Below are 16,074 nucleotides of genomic sequence, written 5' to 3' on the forward strand. Positions count from 1 at the left end.
TCCCCATGTTCCAATCGCAGAGAGGATTAGTCATTGCTAAAACAGAATGATATACGGCAGGTGTCGTATTTATGCGGCAGTCATGCCCGGACAAACTGCTTTTGGTTAAAGCTTTTCGTCGCTCCGTAGCAGACTTGGGCAACGAAGCGATACGTATTGTACAGTTCAAAGTATCGTCAATTTTGGGCAGAAGTTAAAGTGCTAGCAAGCTTTAGGTGCGGAGAAGATGGGGAGCGGATAGGTTTTCCCAAGAACAATCCCTGCCTCTCGCAGAACCGCCTCTGGAGCTGCAAACGGTTTATGGATCCAACGATCCGGTAGTGCTGCAATCTCGGGCACCCATTTGCGTACATAGGCGCCATTCGTATCGAACTTGTCGCCTTGCAAGACAGGGTTAAACACACGAAAGTAAGGCGCGGCATCCATGCCACAACCAGCCACCCACTGCCAGCTCCCCGGATTGCTGGCTATATCTGCGTCCACCAACGTATCCCAGAACCATTTCTCGCCTACACGCCAATTGATCTGCATGTTCTTGCTTAAGACCGATGCCACCAGCATTCTTACGCGATTGTGCATCCAACCCGTCGCCCAAAGCTGGCGCATACCGGCATCAATCAACGGAATACCGGTTTTGCCTTTCTTCCAAGAGTCAATCGCTTCGGGATCGCAATGCCATCGGATATCGGCCAGCGTGTCGCGCATGTCGTTTTCTGCAATATCCGGACGATAATAAAGCTGATGATAATGGAAATCGCGCCAGATTAGCTCAGAAAGAAATTTCTCACCACCAGCGCGGGCAGTCTGATCTTGATCCATACGCGATAGCGTCGTATGCCATGCTTGCCTTGGACTGATTTCGCCAAAACGAAAATGGGGCGACAGTTTTGATGTGCCTTCAACGTCGGGACGATCACGATCCCCGGCATAGTTGCGAATAGTCACATCCAGGAAATGATATAGCTGGTCGATGGCAGCCGCTTCGCCTATCTTCCAAAGACCGTTCATCTTTCTTGCCCACAAGGCTTCCTTGTAAGCCTCCCTTTTGGGCTTGTGTTTGACAGTCGATGTCTCGACCCTTCCCTGTGGTGACGGTAGCGGTCTGCTAACCCCGTGCTGGCGCAGAGATTTGGCATATGGTGTGAAAACTTGATAGGGGCCACCGTTGCCAGTTTTTATCTCCCATGGCTCCGCCAGTAGATTGCCCGCAAAAGACTCTACGTGCAGTCCCTTGTCCTTTAAGGAGGATTTGATGAGCGCATCGACTTCCCGCTCCTGAGGAGCATAACGCCGGTTCCAGAAAACGGTATCAAAGCTGTTCTCATCAACAAGTTGTCCGATGATACTGTGCGCTTCGCCATCGGCAACAATCAATTCCACATTGCAATCATTCAAGCTTCTTTCGAGCACGTTCAGGCTCTGTTCCAGCCACCAACGGCTAGCACTGCCGGAAACACGTAAATGCGGATTGGTTTCATGCACAAAAAGGGCCGTGATCGTGCCGCCGAGCCTAATGGCTGCATAAAGGGCGGGATTGTCGGCAATGCGCAAATCGTTACGTAACCAGACAAGCGCTTTCGCGGTCATTCAGTGATCCTTATCTAACAGGTGCAGGACGTATTCTTTGACATTCAAATGCAACATGTTTCGTGAACGTGTCGCTCAGAGGAGCGATCTCTTCTACATTGACCTGCATATGCCGGCTTAATCACGTTGAGGCCCTTGATCTTCCGGGACTTTTCCCCACCCCAGGGAAAAATGCATTTACGCGACGTTGCAGGGCGCGGAATTTTTCGCCGCGCGATTTCAGCATGTGTTCTTCAAGCGGCGGGATACCGGAGACGTGAACCAGCAGCCAGTACATCTGGATAGGAGCGAGCAGCGATAACCAGCTCCACGGCGATGTGGTGATCCCCAATAAGGGCCACACACACCAGAACAGCCACTCGAAGAAATAGTTTGGATGTCTGGAATAAGCCCAAAGGCCGGTTTCGCAAATTTCAGTTTTGGCTTCGGGCCTTTTACGAAACTGCGCAAGCTGGGCGTCTGACAACGCTTCACCTGCGAGCGCTATTACGATGACTCCAATCGCGATTATATCCCACGAATATAGAAAACCGGGGCGACTTACAGTTGCGAGATAGACTGCCAGAACCAGAATGAAGGCAGCGAGCGCCTGTATCTGCAAAAACCAGAAAAGGCGCGAGGCAGCGTTCTCACCCCATTCTTTTATCAGCGTTGCATAACGCGGATCTTCACCATGTCTCGCGCTTCGCTTGGCGATGTGAAAGCCAAGGCGCAGCGACCACACCAGAATTAGGATCAGGATCGCTGAACGTCGTTGCCACGTCGCGTCTGCAAATACCACGGCTATGACCGAGCCCACGCCCACCGAATACGACCAGATGGCGTCGATCCAGCCGCTTCGGCCCGTGCCTCGTTCAAGCGCCCAGGCAAATGCCATGATGGCAGACAGACTGACGGCAACAATAAAAAACAGACCGGGTTGCATAATGGACCTTTAGCCGAAAGTTCACGTTTTCTTCAAGCAATACGTTCGGTCCTGCCGTCTGGTTTCGTAAGAGATCAAAAAATGTAAAAAGTTCATAAGCGTATAGATCCAACTTCCCTTTCTCCACGTAAGACACTGAAATGCAGCATAGAAGCTGCAGAGTGAGGGATTATGGATATCACGAACCAACCGGGAAGAACGAAACGGATCGCGATTATCGGTAGCGGCATTTCCGGACTGTCCGCCGCATGGCTGCTTTCGCAACGCCATGATGTAACTGTGTTTGAAGCGTCGGATCGCATCGGCGGGCATAGCAATACCGTGGAGTTTGAGAGCAGCCGCGATCCAGTGGCGGTAGATACCGGGTTCATTGTCTATAATGAAGTGACCTACCCCAATCTGACTGCGTTGTTTCGTACGCTTGAAGTTCCGACTGTGTCGTCAAACATGTCGTTTGCCGTTTCAATCGGAAACGGCGCTTATGAATATTCAGGCGGAACCAGTCTCGGTCTGTTTGCCCAGCGCTCCAATCTCGTCAGTCCGCGTTTCTGGACGATGATCCGCGACCTCTTGCGTTTTTATCGTAATGCGCCGAGAGATTTGAGCATCATGGGTGGTATTTCGCTTGATGATTATCTTGCACGCCATGGTTATAGTCAGGCCTTCCGGGAAGATCATCTTTATCCGATGGCGGCGGCGATCTGGTCCACACCTGCCTTGGAAGTGGGCCGCTATCCCGCTGCAAGCTTCGTTCGCTTCTGCAGTAATCACGGCCTTTTGGCTCTTCGTGACAGACCAATCTGGCGTACGGTATCCGGCGGTAGTCGGGAATATATAAGACGTATTACCAAACATTATGCAGACCGTATCCGGCTTTCGACTCCGATCAAATCCGTGCAACGCACCAAAAATTCTGTCGAGTTGACGGATAACAACGGCATTTCCCATACCTTCGACGATGTTGTGATCGCTACTCATGCTGATCAGGCCTTGCGAATGTTAGCCGACCCAAGCGCGGATGAAAGCCGCATTCTCAGCGCTTTTCACTATTCGCGTAATGAAGCGGTGTTGCATGGCGATGTGTCGCTCATGCCCAAACGCCGTACGGCGTGGTCGAGCTGGAACTACCTCACCAATACAACCACAGGTCCGACGCAGCCATCCATTACTTATTGGATGAACCGCCTGCAACGGTTGGGCCACGCGCCTGACACTTTTGTGACGCTCAATCCGTGTCGCGCGCCGCGCGAGGAGTTGGTGATCCGTCGCGAGATCTATGAACACCCGATCTTCGATATGGCAACGGAACGTGCGCAGAAGGAAATCTGGTCACTGCAAGGGCAGCGCCGGACATGGTTTTGTGGCGCGCATTTCGGCTCCGGCTTTCATGAGGACGGGCTTCAGGCAGGTCTCGCAGTCGCAGAAGATCTGGGTGGTGTGCGCCGTCCATGGCAGGTCGAGCAGGAAAGTGGTCGCATCGTTCGCCAGACTTTGCCCATCCGCGAAGGGGCGCTGGCATGACAGACAGCTTCCATTCGGCACTTTTTCCCGGTCATGTTACCCATGCGCGTTTGCGACCGAAGGTGCACAAGCTGGCCTATAGAATCTACTCGCTCCTGCTCGATCTCGACGAGCTGGACGCGCTTGATCGCAAACTGAAGCTGTTTTCGATCGACCGTTTTAATCTGTTTTCTTTCTACAGGAAAGATAGAGGAGATGGATCGGCCGTGCCGCTGCGCGAACAGCTAGAACGTGCCATGGAGGCTGCCGGAATAGTACCTGATGGCGGTGCGATCCGCATGCTCACAATGCCGCGTATTCTGGGCTGGGCTTTCAATCCGCTCAGTGTTTTCTTCTGCTATAAGCGCGACGGCGAACTTGTGGCGATCCTCTGGGAAGTTGATAACACTTTCCGCCAACGCCATGGCTACATGATCCCGGTCGAGAACTGCGAGAACCGACGCATCGTGCAAAGCTGCGACAAGGCTTTCTACGTTTCACCCTTCATGGATATGAAGTTGCGATACGAGTTTGAAGTCACGCCATCTGCGGACAGGCTTTCCATCTGCATCAAGAGCTTTGATGACGAAGGCCTGCTTATGACGGCCCGCCATCTGGCGCGCCGGGTCGAGTTGAGCGACGCCGCCTTGCTGCGCGCCTTTTTTTCGATTCCGTTTCTCACCTTGAAAGTGATTGGCGGCATTCACTGGGAGGCGCTGAAAATCTGGTTGAAGGGCATTGGTTTACGCAAACGACCCGCAGCGCCAGAGATTTCCATCACATCTGTTCGTAACGAGACCGCCCAGCAGAGGAACAAGGCCGCATGAGCCAGCTCGACGAATATCATCAACTATCGGCATCAAGCCGGACTGAACGACCAGCTTTCAGCCCTTCGGCTATCGTGTTGAAACGACTGCTGAAGCAGGTTCAGCATGGGCGATTGGTGCTTTCGCTGCCCGGCGGTGAGGTCATTGCTGTTAATGGTCCATTGCCTGGACCGGAGGCCAGAGTCACGATTGCCAAGTGGAACAGCCTGCGTCGCCTGCTGACGGGCGGAGATATAGGCTTTGCGCAATCCTATATCGAAGGCGAATGGACATCGCCCCATCTCACATCGGTCATCCGTTTTGCGGTGCGCAATCGCGAGACGCTGACCTCTACATTGCGCGGGTCGGGCTGGATGCGAACGCTGAACCGGATCAGCCATCTGCTCAACGCGAATACGCGCCGCGGCAGCCGGCGCAACATCGAAGCCCATTACGATCTCGGCAATGATTTCTATGCCCAGTGGCTTGACGCTTCGATGCTTTATTCCTCTGCGCTCTGGAATGAGACGACACATAGCCTTGAGAGTGCGCAGGAGCAGAAATTGCAGTGGATTGCAGAAAAACTGGCGCTTGAAGGCGGCGAAAAAATTCTCGAAATCGGTTGCGGCTGGGGCGCTCTGGCGGGCTATCTTGCAGCATATCGTGACACGCATGTGACAGGAATAACCCTGTCGCCGTCGCAGCTGACCTGGGCAAAAGCCGCCGTTGAAAACGCAGACCAAAGCGGAGTCGTCGATCTCCACTTGCAGGACTACCGCGATGTTCAGGGCCAGTTCGACCGCATTGTATCAATCGAAATGTTTGAGGCAGTCGGCGAAGCCTATTGGCCGGATTATTTCGCAACCCTGAAGCGCTGTCTCAAGCCCGGCGGTCGAGCTGTCCTACAAGTCATTTCGATAGAAGAAACGCGCTACGAAAACTATCGCCGCAAAGCGGATTTCATTCAGAAGTTCGTCTTTCCAGGCGGCTTTTTGCCATCCGACAAGGTGCTGGAACGCGAAGTTTTAAAAGCCGGTCTCGTTTTAAAGGAAACCGAGCATTTCGGCCATTCCTACGCGCTCACGCTTGCCGAATGGCGTCAGCGCTTCATCTCCAACTGGCCCGAGATCGAACAGCTTGGCTTTGACGATAAATTCCGGCGGCTTTGGGAATATTACCTTTGCTATTGCGAAGGTGGGTTTGACGAAGGTGCGATCAATGTCGGGCTTTACACGATTGAACACGCTTAGACTCAACGGACCGAGGAGGCGTCGATGAAATGGATACTGACAATCAGCATGATGACGGTGATGTTTCCGTTCTCGGCGCTGTCGACTGAGATCAATGGCAACTGGGCGCGTGGGGATGGCAACGCGCGTGTAAAAATTGCCGAATGCGGCAAGGATATCTGTGCCACCAATATCTGGATCAAGCCCGGAACACCAAAAGAGAAAACCGGCGACCGGCTGGTGATGAGCATCAACGAAACTGCGGACGGACAATATTCAGGCACAGCTTTCGACCCGCAACGCAACCTGACCTACAAGATCCGCGTGAAAGTCGACGGTGATACTATGTCGAGCAGTGGCTGCGTTCTGGCTGGCCTTCTTTGTCGCAATGTGGGCTGGACCCGCATCAAATAAGAGAGTGAGCTATCGATGAAAGATTATCTCATAGCCTATGTGGTGACAGCGGTTGCATTCCTGGCAATCGACTCCGTGTGGCTATCCAATATGGCGAACGGGTTTTACCGTCCTGTCATGGGCGACATGCTTGCCCCGAATTTTCGACTCGCACCGGCTATAATTTTCTATTTGATCTTCGTGTTCGGGCTGGTTTTCTTTGCGGTCAAGCCAGCACTTCTGGCTGGCAGTGGCACAGTCACGCTCATTCACGGGGCGCTGCTGGGGTTTGTCGCCTATGCGACTTATGACCTGACCAATCAGGCCACGTTGAAAAACTGGTCGTGGACGCTGACGATTACAGACCTCATGTGGGGCACTGTCCTGTCTGCAGTGTCAGCCTATATTGGCTATTGGGTTACGTCGCGGATTACTGGATAGACTGGAATAAACCTATGCAAAAACTGGGTCTTCTGGCCGTGTTCGTCCTCGTCATCATTGTTGTAGGAATGGCAATCGGTATCGGTTTCCCGCCGGGCGAATGGTATGCATCACTTCAAAAGCCGTGGTTTACCCCACCGAATGCAGCCTTCGGCCCCATCTGGACGATACTTTATATCTTCATTGCTATCGCAGGCTGGCGCACATGGGTAAGTGATAGTGGGTGGCACCGGCGCGGACCATGGTTTGGTCAGATGATATTGAATTTCATGTGGACGCCGATTTTCTTTGGCGCTCACATGACCCTATTGGGGCTAGTCGTCATCATCGGCGTCTGGCTTTGCGTGCTTCTGTTTATCATTCGCGCATGGCAACCAGATCGCATGTCGGCACTGCTATTTATGCCTTATCTGATATGGCTATCGCTTGCGACCGCGTTGAATGCGGCTATCGTCGTTTTGAACTAGAAAGGCGGCATATTTGCCGCCTTTCCTTTAGATGCCAATCAATGGTTGCACGAGCCTCATAAGCCAGCTCTGGAATTTGAGCGGGGCGTCAGTCACCGCAAGACAGATGCAGTCGCCACCCGATGAGGCAATCGGCTGATGCACGAGATCAGCATCCGCTTCCTCAATGTCACCGCGCGCAAAGAGCCCGGTTCCATCATGGAAACTGCCGCTCAACACCAATGTCAGTTCACGACCGCCGTGCCCATGCTCGGGCACTGGCTTACCCGCTGGAATTCGCAAAAGACGAACTCGGGTTTCGCTATCGCGCGTTTCGATTGGCACCTGATAGGCACCCCGACCAAGCGATTTCCATTTCAGATCCGGCAGGTCTCCACCGACATAGGATCGCAGAGGTTCCGGTATCACAACAGGCAGTTCTGCCTCGGTGTGCGGTACCGAACGTGCACCAGATTGCGGCACTTTCTGCAGCTTGTCTTTGAAACTGTCCCACGTGCCTGCATCGAGCTTCTGCGGCTCAACCATTTCAAGAAGCTGCCCGCCTATGTGTTCAAACTGTTTGAGCCTTGAACGACAGGCCGGGCAGAGCGCAAGATGCGTGGCGACAGCGATGCTCCAACCTTCTGCCAGTGCTCCAGCGGCATAGTTCGAAAGGAGTTCGTCGCTCAGATGATGTTTGATATCCATTTCCATCAGTGCGCCCCCGCATTATCGAGCGCTGCGCGCAATTTGCTGAATGCCAGACGCAGGCGGGATTTAACCGTGCCAAGCGGCAGATTAAGCTTCTTTGCAATGGCGCTATGGGTGCTTTCCTCGAAATAAGCAAGTTCAAGCAGGGTGCATTGTTCTTTCGGTAAGTCAGCCATTGCCGCGCGCAACTGGCTGGCGGATTGCCGCTCGGCAATCCGGACATCGGCTGGCTGTTCCTCATCGGGCACAAACGCCGGATCGTTTGGGTCGAATTCCGGGCGACGGGCCCGACGCACAGCATCAATGCGCTGGTTACGCGCGATGGTAAAAATCCATGTCGACAAGGCACCCTTGGAAAAATCGAACTGATCTGCCTTGTTCCAGACCACAATCATTGTCTCTTGCATCAATTCTTCCGCTGTTTGCGTATCGGCAGACAGTTTGGCCATATAGGCCTTCACCCGAGGTGCGAAATGCTTGAAAATTACCTCGAATGCGTCTACGTCGCGTCGGGAACTGACCGCCAGCATCAATTCCTCCATCGAGGGCTGATTTTCAGATGCCGTCTGTTCATTCATCCGCATTAAACCTCGTACGCTCAGATGGAGCGAAGCCAGAACCTGGAAATTATGCTGAGCTTTCATGTGCCACTGTTGCGAGAGGAAAGAAACTTCTGTTTTCAGCAGCATTATACGCAGACAAATTTAGTTTGGATCACGCAGATTTCAAATGGGTGGTGACCAGTAGCGACCCTATTGTGGTGAGAATATTGTTTCTGGCAATCGAATAGGCATCCACTACGCCGATGAACGCTCCAATCCTGAGGGTAATCTTATCGTTCACCAAACGCTTTCTCGTAATTGATCTCAAACGTACGAAAGCTGTAAATCGCCGCCTCGATGCACCGCTTTTCATCCTTATTGTCGAGCGCCACAGATTCCAGCAAAGAAACCGTCTTCTTCCAACCAGCCAAATTTCCAACCTGTTTTGCTAAATGACGCGCGCCATACGCGTCGCCAAGACCAAGCAATCGAGCTTTTTGGATGAGAAGTGTGGCTCCCAATGCGGAACCTTCGAGCACGTACAGCGTACCAATCGCGGCAGGCAAATCAACAGGCATTCCAGCGGCGCACTTCAATTCCGGTCTCTTCAGTTCTTCCCCGTCTGACAGATCCGCATAATCCTGTTGAAGTTCAGATTGAATTTTATGTTTATCCCAATCTGAGAATATTCCTTTCAATCCACTGTCATCCAGCGATGTTTCAAGAATCAACCTGCTGTGCCAGGTTGCTTTTAGATATTTCCTGTAGGCGTTCAATGAATCGAACATGCCGTATAACGAACCAAGTCGGTCAATTCGGTCATGGTGGGGAGCGGTAGCGGCCTTCAAATCCCAACGACGTTGCGGGACAGTGTGCTGGGTCATGAGAAAAGTTTTCCATCGTTCGTTACGCTCGTAAAGACTACGTAATATCGATTTGCTCACATTGCCAGATGGGCTTTCTCGATGGTGGGCAGTTCAAGCGGTGAACGAGGAAATCGTCATGAATAAATTCCGTGCATGACGGCGTCGTAATGCTCCTCGATTTCCTGCGTACATTTGCAGGATTTACGCTTCAAAGCGCTCTTATCATTTATGATGAATAATCCGCGTCTGGTGGCAATAATGCCCTCATTACGCAATTGACCGATAATGCGCGTTACAAAAGTCCTGCCAACTCCTAGCATTTCTGACAACTGATCGTGCGTCATCTCAAATTGATCTGTGCCGGTCCGTTCTGCTGCTGCTAGCAGCCATTTTGCAGTTCGCTGTGTTATTGTATGGGTCGCGTTACAAGCAGCCGTTTGAAATACCTGTGCCATCAGGCAATCAGAATAGCGCGCAAACCAGTGCCGAAGCGAAATGGAATCCAGCTTCAACTGTTCGAGTGCAGCCGTTTTGATCCTGACAAAACTTCCCGAGTTACGAACGATGGCGGTGGCATAGGCGGGTAGACTTCCGTTCGAGACAATACCGCCCACAGCCCCTTCCCTTCCGATCAGCGCGATTTCGACGGCACTATTGTCTTCATCGACCCAGCGCTGAAAACTCGCCAGCGCAGACCCGCACGGAAACCATGTATGAACAACGTCATCTCCCGCCTTCTGCAAAACAGCCTCCGCTTCAAGTTCATATAGGACAGTATGCGGCAGCAGTTTTTGTCGGTCCTCCTCGCTGAGCATCATTAGCAGTAAATTGCCCGACATCTCTTGGGTCGATGTTAAATTCATACAGTCGATTTCCTCTTTTCCCGGCCGTTGTGTCCAATAGTGGACGGACGTTCGTTTCGCTCTATGTTACTTTTAGACGTAATTAACGTAACCCATTGAAAATGATGGGTTGGTTTATATGCTTCATCGTTGATACTACATCTCAACAAATATTCTCTTTTGTCAGCGGTCTTTACGTCTTGCCGTTTTCAGCTCTCAAGTAATTGAGCAATCCTGCCGAAGGTGCGCTCACGAACGGTTAAGTCCGGGAAAGTTCTGCCGAAATGAATATGTCCCACCCCGTCAATCTCACCAATTGCGATCGCGAACCAATTCACATTCCGGGTTCCATTCAGCCTCATGGCGCAATGCTTGTCATGGATCAGTCTGGCCAAAAACTCCTTTTTGCTTCAGCTAATATTCCCAGCATAACGGGCTATCGAGGAGATTTGATCCCTGGTACCGCCATTTCTTTTATTGTTGGCGAGAAAAATGCCCATGATTTCCGTAATGCAGCCGCCAAGGCTCAAGAACCGGGCTTGTCGTCTGTGGTGCTTGGGCTGCGCTTTCCAGGCAAGTCCCTGCTGTTCGACGCTGTGATCCATACGCACAAGGGAAGAACTTTCGTCGAAATCGAGCCCTGCGCGGATCGTGGGCAAAGTGCTCGTCAGGCGCTTGATCTCACACGCGGCGTTATTCATCGCATTGGTCGCGAGGAAACGGTCGACAAAGTTGCCGCAACGGGCGTGCGCCTCGTGCGAGCCATGCTGGGTTATGATCGCGTGATGGTGTATCGATTTCTCCATAACGGAGCTGGTCGCGTCATCGCAGAAGCAAAGTCACCTACGCTTGGCAGCTTCATGGGGCAGCATTTTCCAGCGTCGGATATACCAGTCCAGGCTCGCCGTCTTTATGTTATGAACACCATAAGGATGATTTCGGACACATCCTATCAGCCCATTGAGCTTATTCCTTCGCTCGAAGCGGACGAACCTGCGGTCGATATGTCCTTTGCACAGTTACGTAGCGTTTCCCAAATCCACTGCCAGTACCTGCGGAATATGGGCGTCTCTGCTTCGTTATCGATTTCGATTATCGTCGATGGCGAATTATGGGGGCTGATTTCCTGCCATCACGACAGTCCGAAAGTCACACCACTTCCCTTGCGAATAGGCGCCGAATTGTTCGGACAATATTTTTCGCTCCATATTGCCGATTGTGAAAGACGCAAAACATTGCAGATCACCGCGGACGCACGAACAAAGCTCGACGCGATCGTATCCCAATTAAGCATCAGTGACGAAATTCGCGACAGTCTGGGGGAACAACTCAGCCGGTTTTCCGAGTTGGTTGCGGGCAACGGTGCTGCATTATGGATGAATGGCCAGTGGCTTCAAAGTGGCGACGTACTCAACGAACATCAAACTCGCCAATTGCTCAAGATCGCGAGCCGTGAATCGCCACGCGAGCTTTGGTCAAGCCAGGAAATCAGGGCCCATTTGACCGACTATGCCGGAAGCGTTGCAGGCATGCTGGCAATACCTCTTTCCATGGCGTTTAATGATTATCTTGTTTTGTTCCGCAACGAGGAGGCTCACGCTATTGAATGGGCGGGCGAACCGGTGAAAACCACTGTCGAAATGCCTTTCGGCCCAAGATTGACTCCCCGAGGCAGTTTCGACACCTGGCGAGAAGAAGTTCGCGGACGTTCAACACCCTGGACAGCGACAGACCTTTCGGTAGCGCAGTCGATTGGCACCTATTTGCGCGACGTTATCCTTCGGCAAAATGAGTTGTCTGAACAGGAAAGAGCGAAAACCGAACAACGACGCCGGGTGTTAAACGCCGAACTCAATCACCGTGTGAAAAATATTCTTTCCCTTGTGAAATCAATAGCGCTGCAGACAGGGGCCAACGCGGCAAATGTTGCGGACTACGCTCAAACACTTGAAGGACGGCTACGTGCGCTCGCATCGGCACACGACCAGTCTTTGGACGGCAAAAATGGCGGTTCGCTAGCAGATTTGCTCGAAACGGAGGTCAATCTTTACGGTGATGCTACCGGTCGCATAACGCTAGAAGGTCCACCGATTCATCTCGATCAACGCGCATTTGGTGTTATCGCCATGGTCTTTCACGAGATGATGACAAATGCGGCGAAGTATGGCGCGCTTTCAGTTCCGGAGGGGCGCCTGACGATCCAATGGAAACTGCAAGCCTCCGGCGACTGCGAGATTTTCTGGAGCGAGACCGAAGGGCCATCCGTTACTTGGCCTTCACAGACGGGATTCGGTAGCAAGCTAATTCGAAATTCTTTCGAGTACGACCTCCGGGGGAAAGCCAAGATCGAGTACCACCGGGATGGACTTCAGGCACAGTTTTCTGTTCCATCTGTGTATGTGACGCAATTGAACGATGCGTTGATAAAGCCCGAACTTCAAAAAGGGTTTGTTGAGGAAGTCCAAATAAAAGGAATTAAGATTTTGGTTGTCGAAGATCAGAGCCTGATCGCTCTTGATATGGAAAACACCTTACGAAGATTCGGCGCAGAACATATTAATCTTGCTTCTAGCGCTCCGGAGGCCTTGGCGATGATTGAAAGATCGAAGCCCAATCTTGCAATCCTTGATTTTAATCTGGGAGACCGCACTTCGGAGAATATCGCCGAATTACTTCTCGAGCTGAAGATTCCTTTTCTTTTCACCACGGGCTATAGCGACAGAGTACTCATTCCAGAAAAGCTCCGCGACATAACCATCGTGCGAAAGCCCATAAGCGATTCTGCGATTGCAGCAGCCATCAACTCCGTTCTCGGATAGAGCATTCTGGTGGTTTGGCGAGGTCGAAAGAGTTGGAGGCGGTTACAGCTGACTGCCAATCCTTCCATTAGATTGTTGGTCAAGATGGAAGGGGTGGCTGCGAAACTTATGAGCCACCCTGTTTGTATACAAAGTTATCGGGCCATCTGTACCCTCGCGGTGGCACTTGTGGCTATGAGAGTTGCGCCAGCTATTGCTGCAACAGCAGAGAATAGCAGAGTTCCGGCGGCTCCTTGCAGATCGACGAGCAACCCGCCGAGAACCGCACCGCTCGATATCGCAATCTGAAATGTCGTCAGCATTATTGCGCCCGCGCTTTCCGCTTCATCACCGGCGGCGCGTGTCGTGAAACTTTGTGCACTTACCGGTATCGCTCCAAATGCTATACCCCAGATCACCGTTGCAACAATGGCTACAATGGGCACGGAGCCAAAAACGAAAAGCACAATCGTTGCCAGTGACAAGCTGGCAGCCGCAATAGCCAAAGACATTCGGGTGCTTCGTTCAGACATGAAACCACCCAGCAGATTTCCAAAGAAACCACCAATTCCAAATGCCAGCAATATCCCTGAAATGGAGTCTATACCGAATTGCGGCACATTCTCCAAAAATGGCCGGATATAGGTAAAACTCGCAAAATGACCGGCAACGACGAAAAGGATGGTGATCAAGCCGACCCGAATAATAGGACGGCGTAATACCGCCACGAGTGTACGAATGCTGGCATTGCCGGAGGATGGCAGGGACGGCACTGTCAAAAGCTGCACGATGAAAGTTACCGTGCCAATAGCTGCTGCAACAAAAAAGGCATAGCGCCACCCCAATGTCGCTCCGATCCAAGCGCCCAAAGGCGCTGCGCACACCGTAGCCACAGACACGCCTGTCATGATAACAGCCATAGCTCGAGGCAGAATTTGACTGGGTGCTAGCCTCATCGCCAATGCAAGGGACATTGCCCAGAAACCACCCAGCCCCACGCCCAGCAGAATTCTTGCAACATAAAGTGCAGTCAAACTGTTTGCGAAAGCCGACAAAAGACTGGACAGGATCAGCGCGAAAGTGAGGCTCAGAAGAACATAGCGTCTGTCGAAGCGCTTCGTCCCAATAACGATGCCCGGCCCAGCAAATGCGGCGATAATCGCCGTCATCGTCATAGACTGCCCCGCCGCTCCAACACTCACACCAAGATCGGCAGAGATCGGCGTGAGCAGACTAACCGGTAAGAACTCGGCGGTTACGAGACCGAAAACGCCAAGAGAGAGCGAAAAAATAGCAGGCCACGCCGCCTCCTTCCTCCCATCCTGGGATTCATCCCGCGTGTTGATCTTCACGTCCATGGCGAACTCCATTTCCTATGTTGGGCAGAAAATAGGAGTGACGCTTCGTTGTTTCTATGATAGTAAATCCGAATTATATGACAATTCGTCCAAATCTGCCGGAGCTATGATGGATCCATTGACGGAGATTTTGCGTGGCATAAGACTGGACGGCGTTGAATATGGCCGCTGCCAGCCATGTGCTCCATGGGCTACCCTGTTTCCATCTGGAGAGCCGGCGCGATTTCACTTTCTTGCATCGGGTTCCGCCTGGATTCAATCGCCGGATGGAGACTGGCATGAACTGAAGCCTGGCGACGCTGTCCTCCTCCCGCGCGGAGATGCACATGTGATTGCCAGTACTCCCGGCATCAAACCCGTACCTATCAGCGATTTCCCAAGTAAAAGCGTGGATGGTATCGTCAATGTCGAATGCCCAAACGCTGACGGCCAGAATCTGCTTTTCTTTGCCGTTATGAAATTCAATCTGAACAGATTCCATCCGCTTCTTCAACTAATGCCGGGCTTCATTCGCGCAAACGACTTTGCAAGCAAAGAACCTTCTATTCCGTCACTACTCGAAAGCATGGCGCGGGAGGCTGAAATGAACCGCGTTGGAGCGTGTGGGATCGTAGCGCGGTTGGCCGACGTTCTCACCGCAACGATGATACGCAGTTGGGTCGAGCATGGATGCGGTGAGGCAACGGGCTGGCTGGCCGCGTTACGCAATCATGAAGTTGGTCGGGTGCTTGCGGCTGTTCATCTAGACCCCGCTCGCCAATGGTCGGTAGAAGAATTGGCACGCATTATGGGGGCTTCACGATCAAGCTTTGCTCAGCGATTTCTCGATATCGTAGGCGAAACCCCAGCCCGTTATGTGGCACGCACGCGAATGCAGCAGGCCCATCAGTGGCTACGTGAAGGACAGCGTGTAGCCTCCATCGCCAACAAACTTGGTTATGATTCCGAGGCCTCCTTCAGCCGTGCATATAAGAGAATAATTGGCACGTCTCCAAGTTTCCACCGCCTCACTTCACGAGCGTGATGAAGCCATGGATTGGTTCAACTGATTCAATGCCTCACAGATTCCAGGTATCTGAATGGGAGTCAGAATCTGGTTTTCTTGAGCAACTCGTCCCCTCCCAAACAACCGCGGCAGCTTCCGAACCGGATGGTACGACGCCTTGGTGAGCGCCATTATTTGGTGACGTGACCATCGCTCACAAGCTCGTTTCGCGCGAGGACGACGTCGAGCGGGACAGCGCCTTTGCCGTCTGGTCCGAAAGGGTTGCATTGTCGTGTTCGGCAATAAGAAGAATAGCCATTGTTTCTGTCCTTAATTCATCCGGTCGGAAACCTGTCAGGCTCTGGCGAAAATGGTGGGGCACGAGAACCGGAGCGGAGCGTACTTTTGGTACGTGAGCACCGGAAGCGCAGCGACACGCCATTTGCAGACGGGCCTCACGGGTTTGCCTTTAAATGATGCCGTCAGCCTTGAGCTTCTCGACCAGTTCAGAGACTGAACCAACCTTGACGCCAGCCTTGCGGCCACCCGGCTCTTCGGTCTTCAGAACCTTGAGGCGCGGCGCAATATCGGCGCCGAAATCGGCAGGCGATTTCTCGTCCAGCGGCTTCTTCTTCGCCTTCATGA

16 protein-coding genes and 1 pseudogene are annotated in these 16,074 nt (G+C 52.4%); 8 read left to right on the plus strand and 9 right to left on the minus strand.

Translation table 11 applies throughout. The features are described 5' to 3' along the window. Positions 1-201: 201 nt before the first annotated feature. The gene (locus tag JAU75_RS22355; RefSeq protein WP_199058696.1) at positions 202-1,587 is read right to left on the minus strand and encodes a deoxyribodipyrimidine photo-lyase; all 1,386 of its coding nucleotides are present in this window, start codon (positions 1,585-1,587) and stop codon (positions 202-204) included. 121 nt (positions 1,588-1,708) lie between these two features. After that, a complete protein-coding gene (locus JAU75_RS22360) occupies positions 1,709-2,512 on the minus strand; it encodes a DUF1295 domain-containing protein (RefSeq protein ID WP_199058697.1) in 804 nt (267 codons plus the stop codon). A 171-nt stretch (positions 2,513-2,683) separates the two neighbouring features. Between JAU75_RS22360 and JAU75_RS22365 the strand changes: the two genes are divergently transcribed. The 6 genes from JAU75_RS22365 to JAU75_RS22390 are packed head-to-tail and all read left to right on the plus strand — an operon-like array spanning position 2,684 to position 7,348. Continuing rightward, on the plus strand, positions 2,684-4,033 hold the full coding sequence (locus JAU75_RS22365; protein WP_199058698.1) for an NAD(P)/FAD-dependent oxidoreductase: 1,350 nt from the start codon (positions 2,684-2,686) through the stop codon (positions 4,031-4,033). Continuing rightward, a complete protein-coding gene (locus JAU75_RS22370; protein WP_199058699.1) occupies positions 4,030-4,839 on the plus strand; it encodes a DUF1365 family protein in 810 nt (269 codons plus the stop codon). Before JAU75_RS22365 ends, JAU75_RS22370 begins: the two co-directional genes overlap by 4 nt. Next, a complete protein-coding gene (locus JAU75_RS22375) occupies positions 4,836-6,068 on the plus strand; it encodes a cyclopropane-fatty-acyl-phospholipid synthase family protein (protein WP_199058700.1) in 1,233 nt (410 codons plus the stop codon). The genes JAU75_RS22370 and JAU75_RS22375 overlap by 4 nt, the downstream gene beginning before the upstream one ends. A 24-nt stretch (positions 6,069-6,092) precedes the next feature. Further along, positions 6,093-6,461, plus strand: coding sequence for a DUF2147 domain-containing protein (locus tag JAU75_RS22380; RefSeq protein ID WP_199058701.1), 369 nt, complete (start codon positions 6,093-6,095; stop codon positions 6,459-6,461). Positions 6,462-6,476: 15 nt separating this feature from the next. Then, positions 6,477-6,881 (plus strand): DUF2177 family protein, encoded by a 405-nt coding sequence (locus tag JAU75_RS22385; RefSeq protein WP_199058702.1) that lies wholly within the window; start codon positions 6,477-6,479, stop codon positions 6,879-6,881. Between the two features lie 14 nt (positions 6,882-6,895). Continuing rightward, the gene (locus JAU75_RS22390) at positions 6,896-7,348 is read left to right on the plus strand and encodes a TspO/MBR family protein (RefSeq protein WP_199058703.1); all 453 of its coding nucleotides are present in this window, start codon (positions 6,896-6,898) and stop codon (positions 7,346-7,348) included. Positions 7,349-7,375: 27 nt separating this feature from the next. Here the strand turns inward: JAU75_RS22390 and JAU75_RS22395 are convergent, their stop codons facing one another. The 5 genes from JAU75_RS22395 to JAU75_RS22410 all read right to left on the minus strand — a co-directional run bounded on the left by JAU75_RS22395 (position 7,376) and on the right by JAU75_RS22410 (position 10,309). Beyond that, positions 7,376-8,035, minus strand: a complete 660-nt coding sequence (locus JAU75_RS22395) for a ChrR family anti-sigma-E factor (RefSeq protein ID WP_199058709.1) — start codon at positions 8,033-8,035, stop codon at positions 7,376-7,378. 5 nt (positions 8,036-8,040) lie between these two features. Further along, entirely contained in the window at positions 8,041-8,580 is a 540-nt protein-coding gene (locus tag JAU75_RS22400) for a sigma-70 family RNA polymerase sigma factor (protein WP_199058710.1), read from the minus strand. 172 nt (positions 8,581-8,752) lie between these two features. Further along, positions 8,753-8,881 (minus strand): hypothetical protein, encoded by a 129-nt coding sequence (locus JAU75_RS24320; RefSeq protein ID WP_371836233.1) that lies wholly within the window; start codon positions 8,879-8,881, stop codon positions 8,753-8,755. Next, entirely contained in the window at positions 8,871-9,464 is a 594-nt protein-coding gene (locus tag JAU75_RS22405) for a biliverdin-producing heme oxygenase (protein ID WP_199058704.1), read from the minus strand. Before JAU75_RS22405 ends, JAU75_RS24320 begins: the two co-directional genes overlap by 11 nt. A gap of 116 nt (positions 9,465-9,580) precedes the next feature. Next, positions 9,581-10,309, minus strand: a complete 729-nt coding sequence (locus JAU75_RS22410) for a Crp/Fnr family transcriptional regulator (RefSeq protein WP_199058705.1) — start codon at positions 10,307-10,309, stop codon at positions 9,581-9,583. Between the two features lie 263 nt (positions 10,310-10,572). On the opposite strand from JAU75_RS22410, the gene JAU75_RS22415 reads away from it, so the two are divergent. Further along, complete coding sequence (locus tag JAU75_RS22415) at positions 10,573-13,107, plus strand: HWE histidine kinase domain-containing protein (protein WP_199058706.1); 2,535 nt, start codon at positions 10,573-10,575, stop codon at positions 13,105-13,107. A 134-nt stretch (positions 13,108-13,241) separates the two neighbouring features. On the opposite strand, the gene JAU75_RS22420 is transcribed toward JAU75_RS22415, so the two are convergent. Beyond that, the gene (locus JAU75_RS22420; protein ID WP_199058707.1) at positions 13,242-14,444 is read right to left on the minus strand and encodes an MFS transporter; all 1,203 of its coding nucleotides are present in this window, start codon (positions 14,442-14,444) and stop codon (positions 13,242-13,244) included. 106 nt (positions 14,445-14,550) lie between these two features. Between JAU75_RS22420 and JAU75_RS22425 the strand changes: the two genes are divergently transcribed. After that, positions 14,551-15,468: an AraC family transcriptional regulator gene (locus tag JAU75_RS22425; protein ID WP_199058711.1), complete on the plus strand. Its 918-nt coding sequence runs from the start codon at positions 14,551-14,553 to the stop codon at positions 15,466-15,468. Between the two features lie 430 nt (positions 15,469-15,898). On the opposite strand, the pseudogene JAU75_RS22430 reads toward JAU75_RS22425, so the two are convergent. Then, positions 15,899-16,074, minus strand: a pseudogene (locus JAU75_RS22430) (electron transfer flavoprotein subunit beta/FixA family protein); the annotation flags it as partial.

It is taken from the genome of Ochrobactrum sp. Q0168, assembly GCF_016427605.1.
Classification (GTDB): domain Bacteria; phylum Pseudomonadota; class Alphaproteobacteria; order Rhizobiales; family Rhizobiaceae; genus Brucella.

Coding starts and splice junctions, on each gene's coding strand:
- JAU75_RS22405 (WP_199058704.1), bottom strand. CDS start 9,464: ATGACCCAGCACACTGTCCCGCAACGTCGTTGGGATTTGAAGGCCGCT.
- JAU75_RS22400 (WP_199058710.1), bottom strand. CDS start 8,580: ATGGAGGAATTGATGCTGGCGGTCAGTTCCCGACGCGACGTAGACGCA.
- JAU75_RS22410 (WP_199058705.1), bottom strand. CDS start 10,309: ATGAATTTAACATCGACCCAAGAGATGTCGGGCAATTTACTGCTAATG.
- JAU75_RS22425 (WP_199058711.1), top strand. CDS start 14,551: ATGATGGATCCATTGACGGAGATTTTGCGTGGCATAAGACTGGACGGC.
- JAU75_RS22375 (WP_199058700.1), top strand. CDS start 4,836: ATGAGCCAGCTCGACGAATATCATCAACTATCGGCATCAAGCCGGACT.
- JAU75_RS22370 (WP_199058699.1), top strand. CDS start 4,030: ATGACAGACAGCTTCCATTCGGCACTTTTTCCCGGTCATGTTACCCAT.
- JAU75_RS22420 (WP_199058707.1), bottom strand. CDS start 14,444: ATGGACGTGAAGATCAACACGCGGGATGAATCCCAGGATGGGAGGAAG.
- JAU75_RS22365 (WP_199058698.1), top strand. CDS start 2,684: ATGGATATCACGAACCAACCGGGAAGAACGAAACGGATCGCGATTATC.
- JAU75_RS22355 (WP_199058696.1), bottom strand. CDS start 1,587: ATGACCGCGAAAGCGCTTGTCTGGTTACGTAACGATTTGCGCATTGCC.
- JAU75_RS22415 (WP_199058706.1), top strand. CDS start 10,573: ATGAATATGTCCCACCCCGTCAATCTCACCAATTGCGATCGCGAACCA.
- JAU75_RS22360 (WP_199058697.1), bottom strand. CDS start 2,512: ATGCAACCCGGTCTGTTTTTTATTGTTGCCGTCAGTCTGTCTGCCATC.
- JAU75_RS22380 (WP_199058701.1), top strand. CDS start 6,093: ATGAAATGGATACTGACAATCAGCATGATGACGGTGATGTTTCCGTTC.
- JAU75_RS22385 (WP_199058702.1), top strand. CDS start 6,477: ATGAAAGATTATCTCATAGCCTATGTGGTGACAGCGGTTGCATTCCTG.
- JAU75_RS22390 (WP_199058703.1), top strand. CDS start 6,896: ATGCAAAAACTGGGTCTTCTGGCCGTGTTCGTCCTCGTCATCATTGTT.
- JAU75_RS22395 (WP_199058709.1), bottom strand. CDS start 8,035: ATGGATATCAAACATCATCTGAGCGACGAACTCCTTTCGAACTATGCC.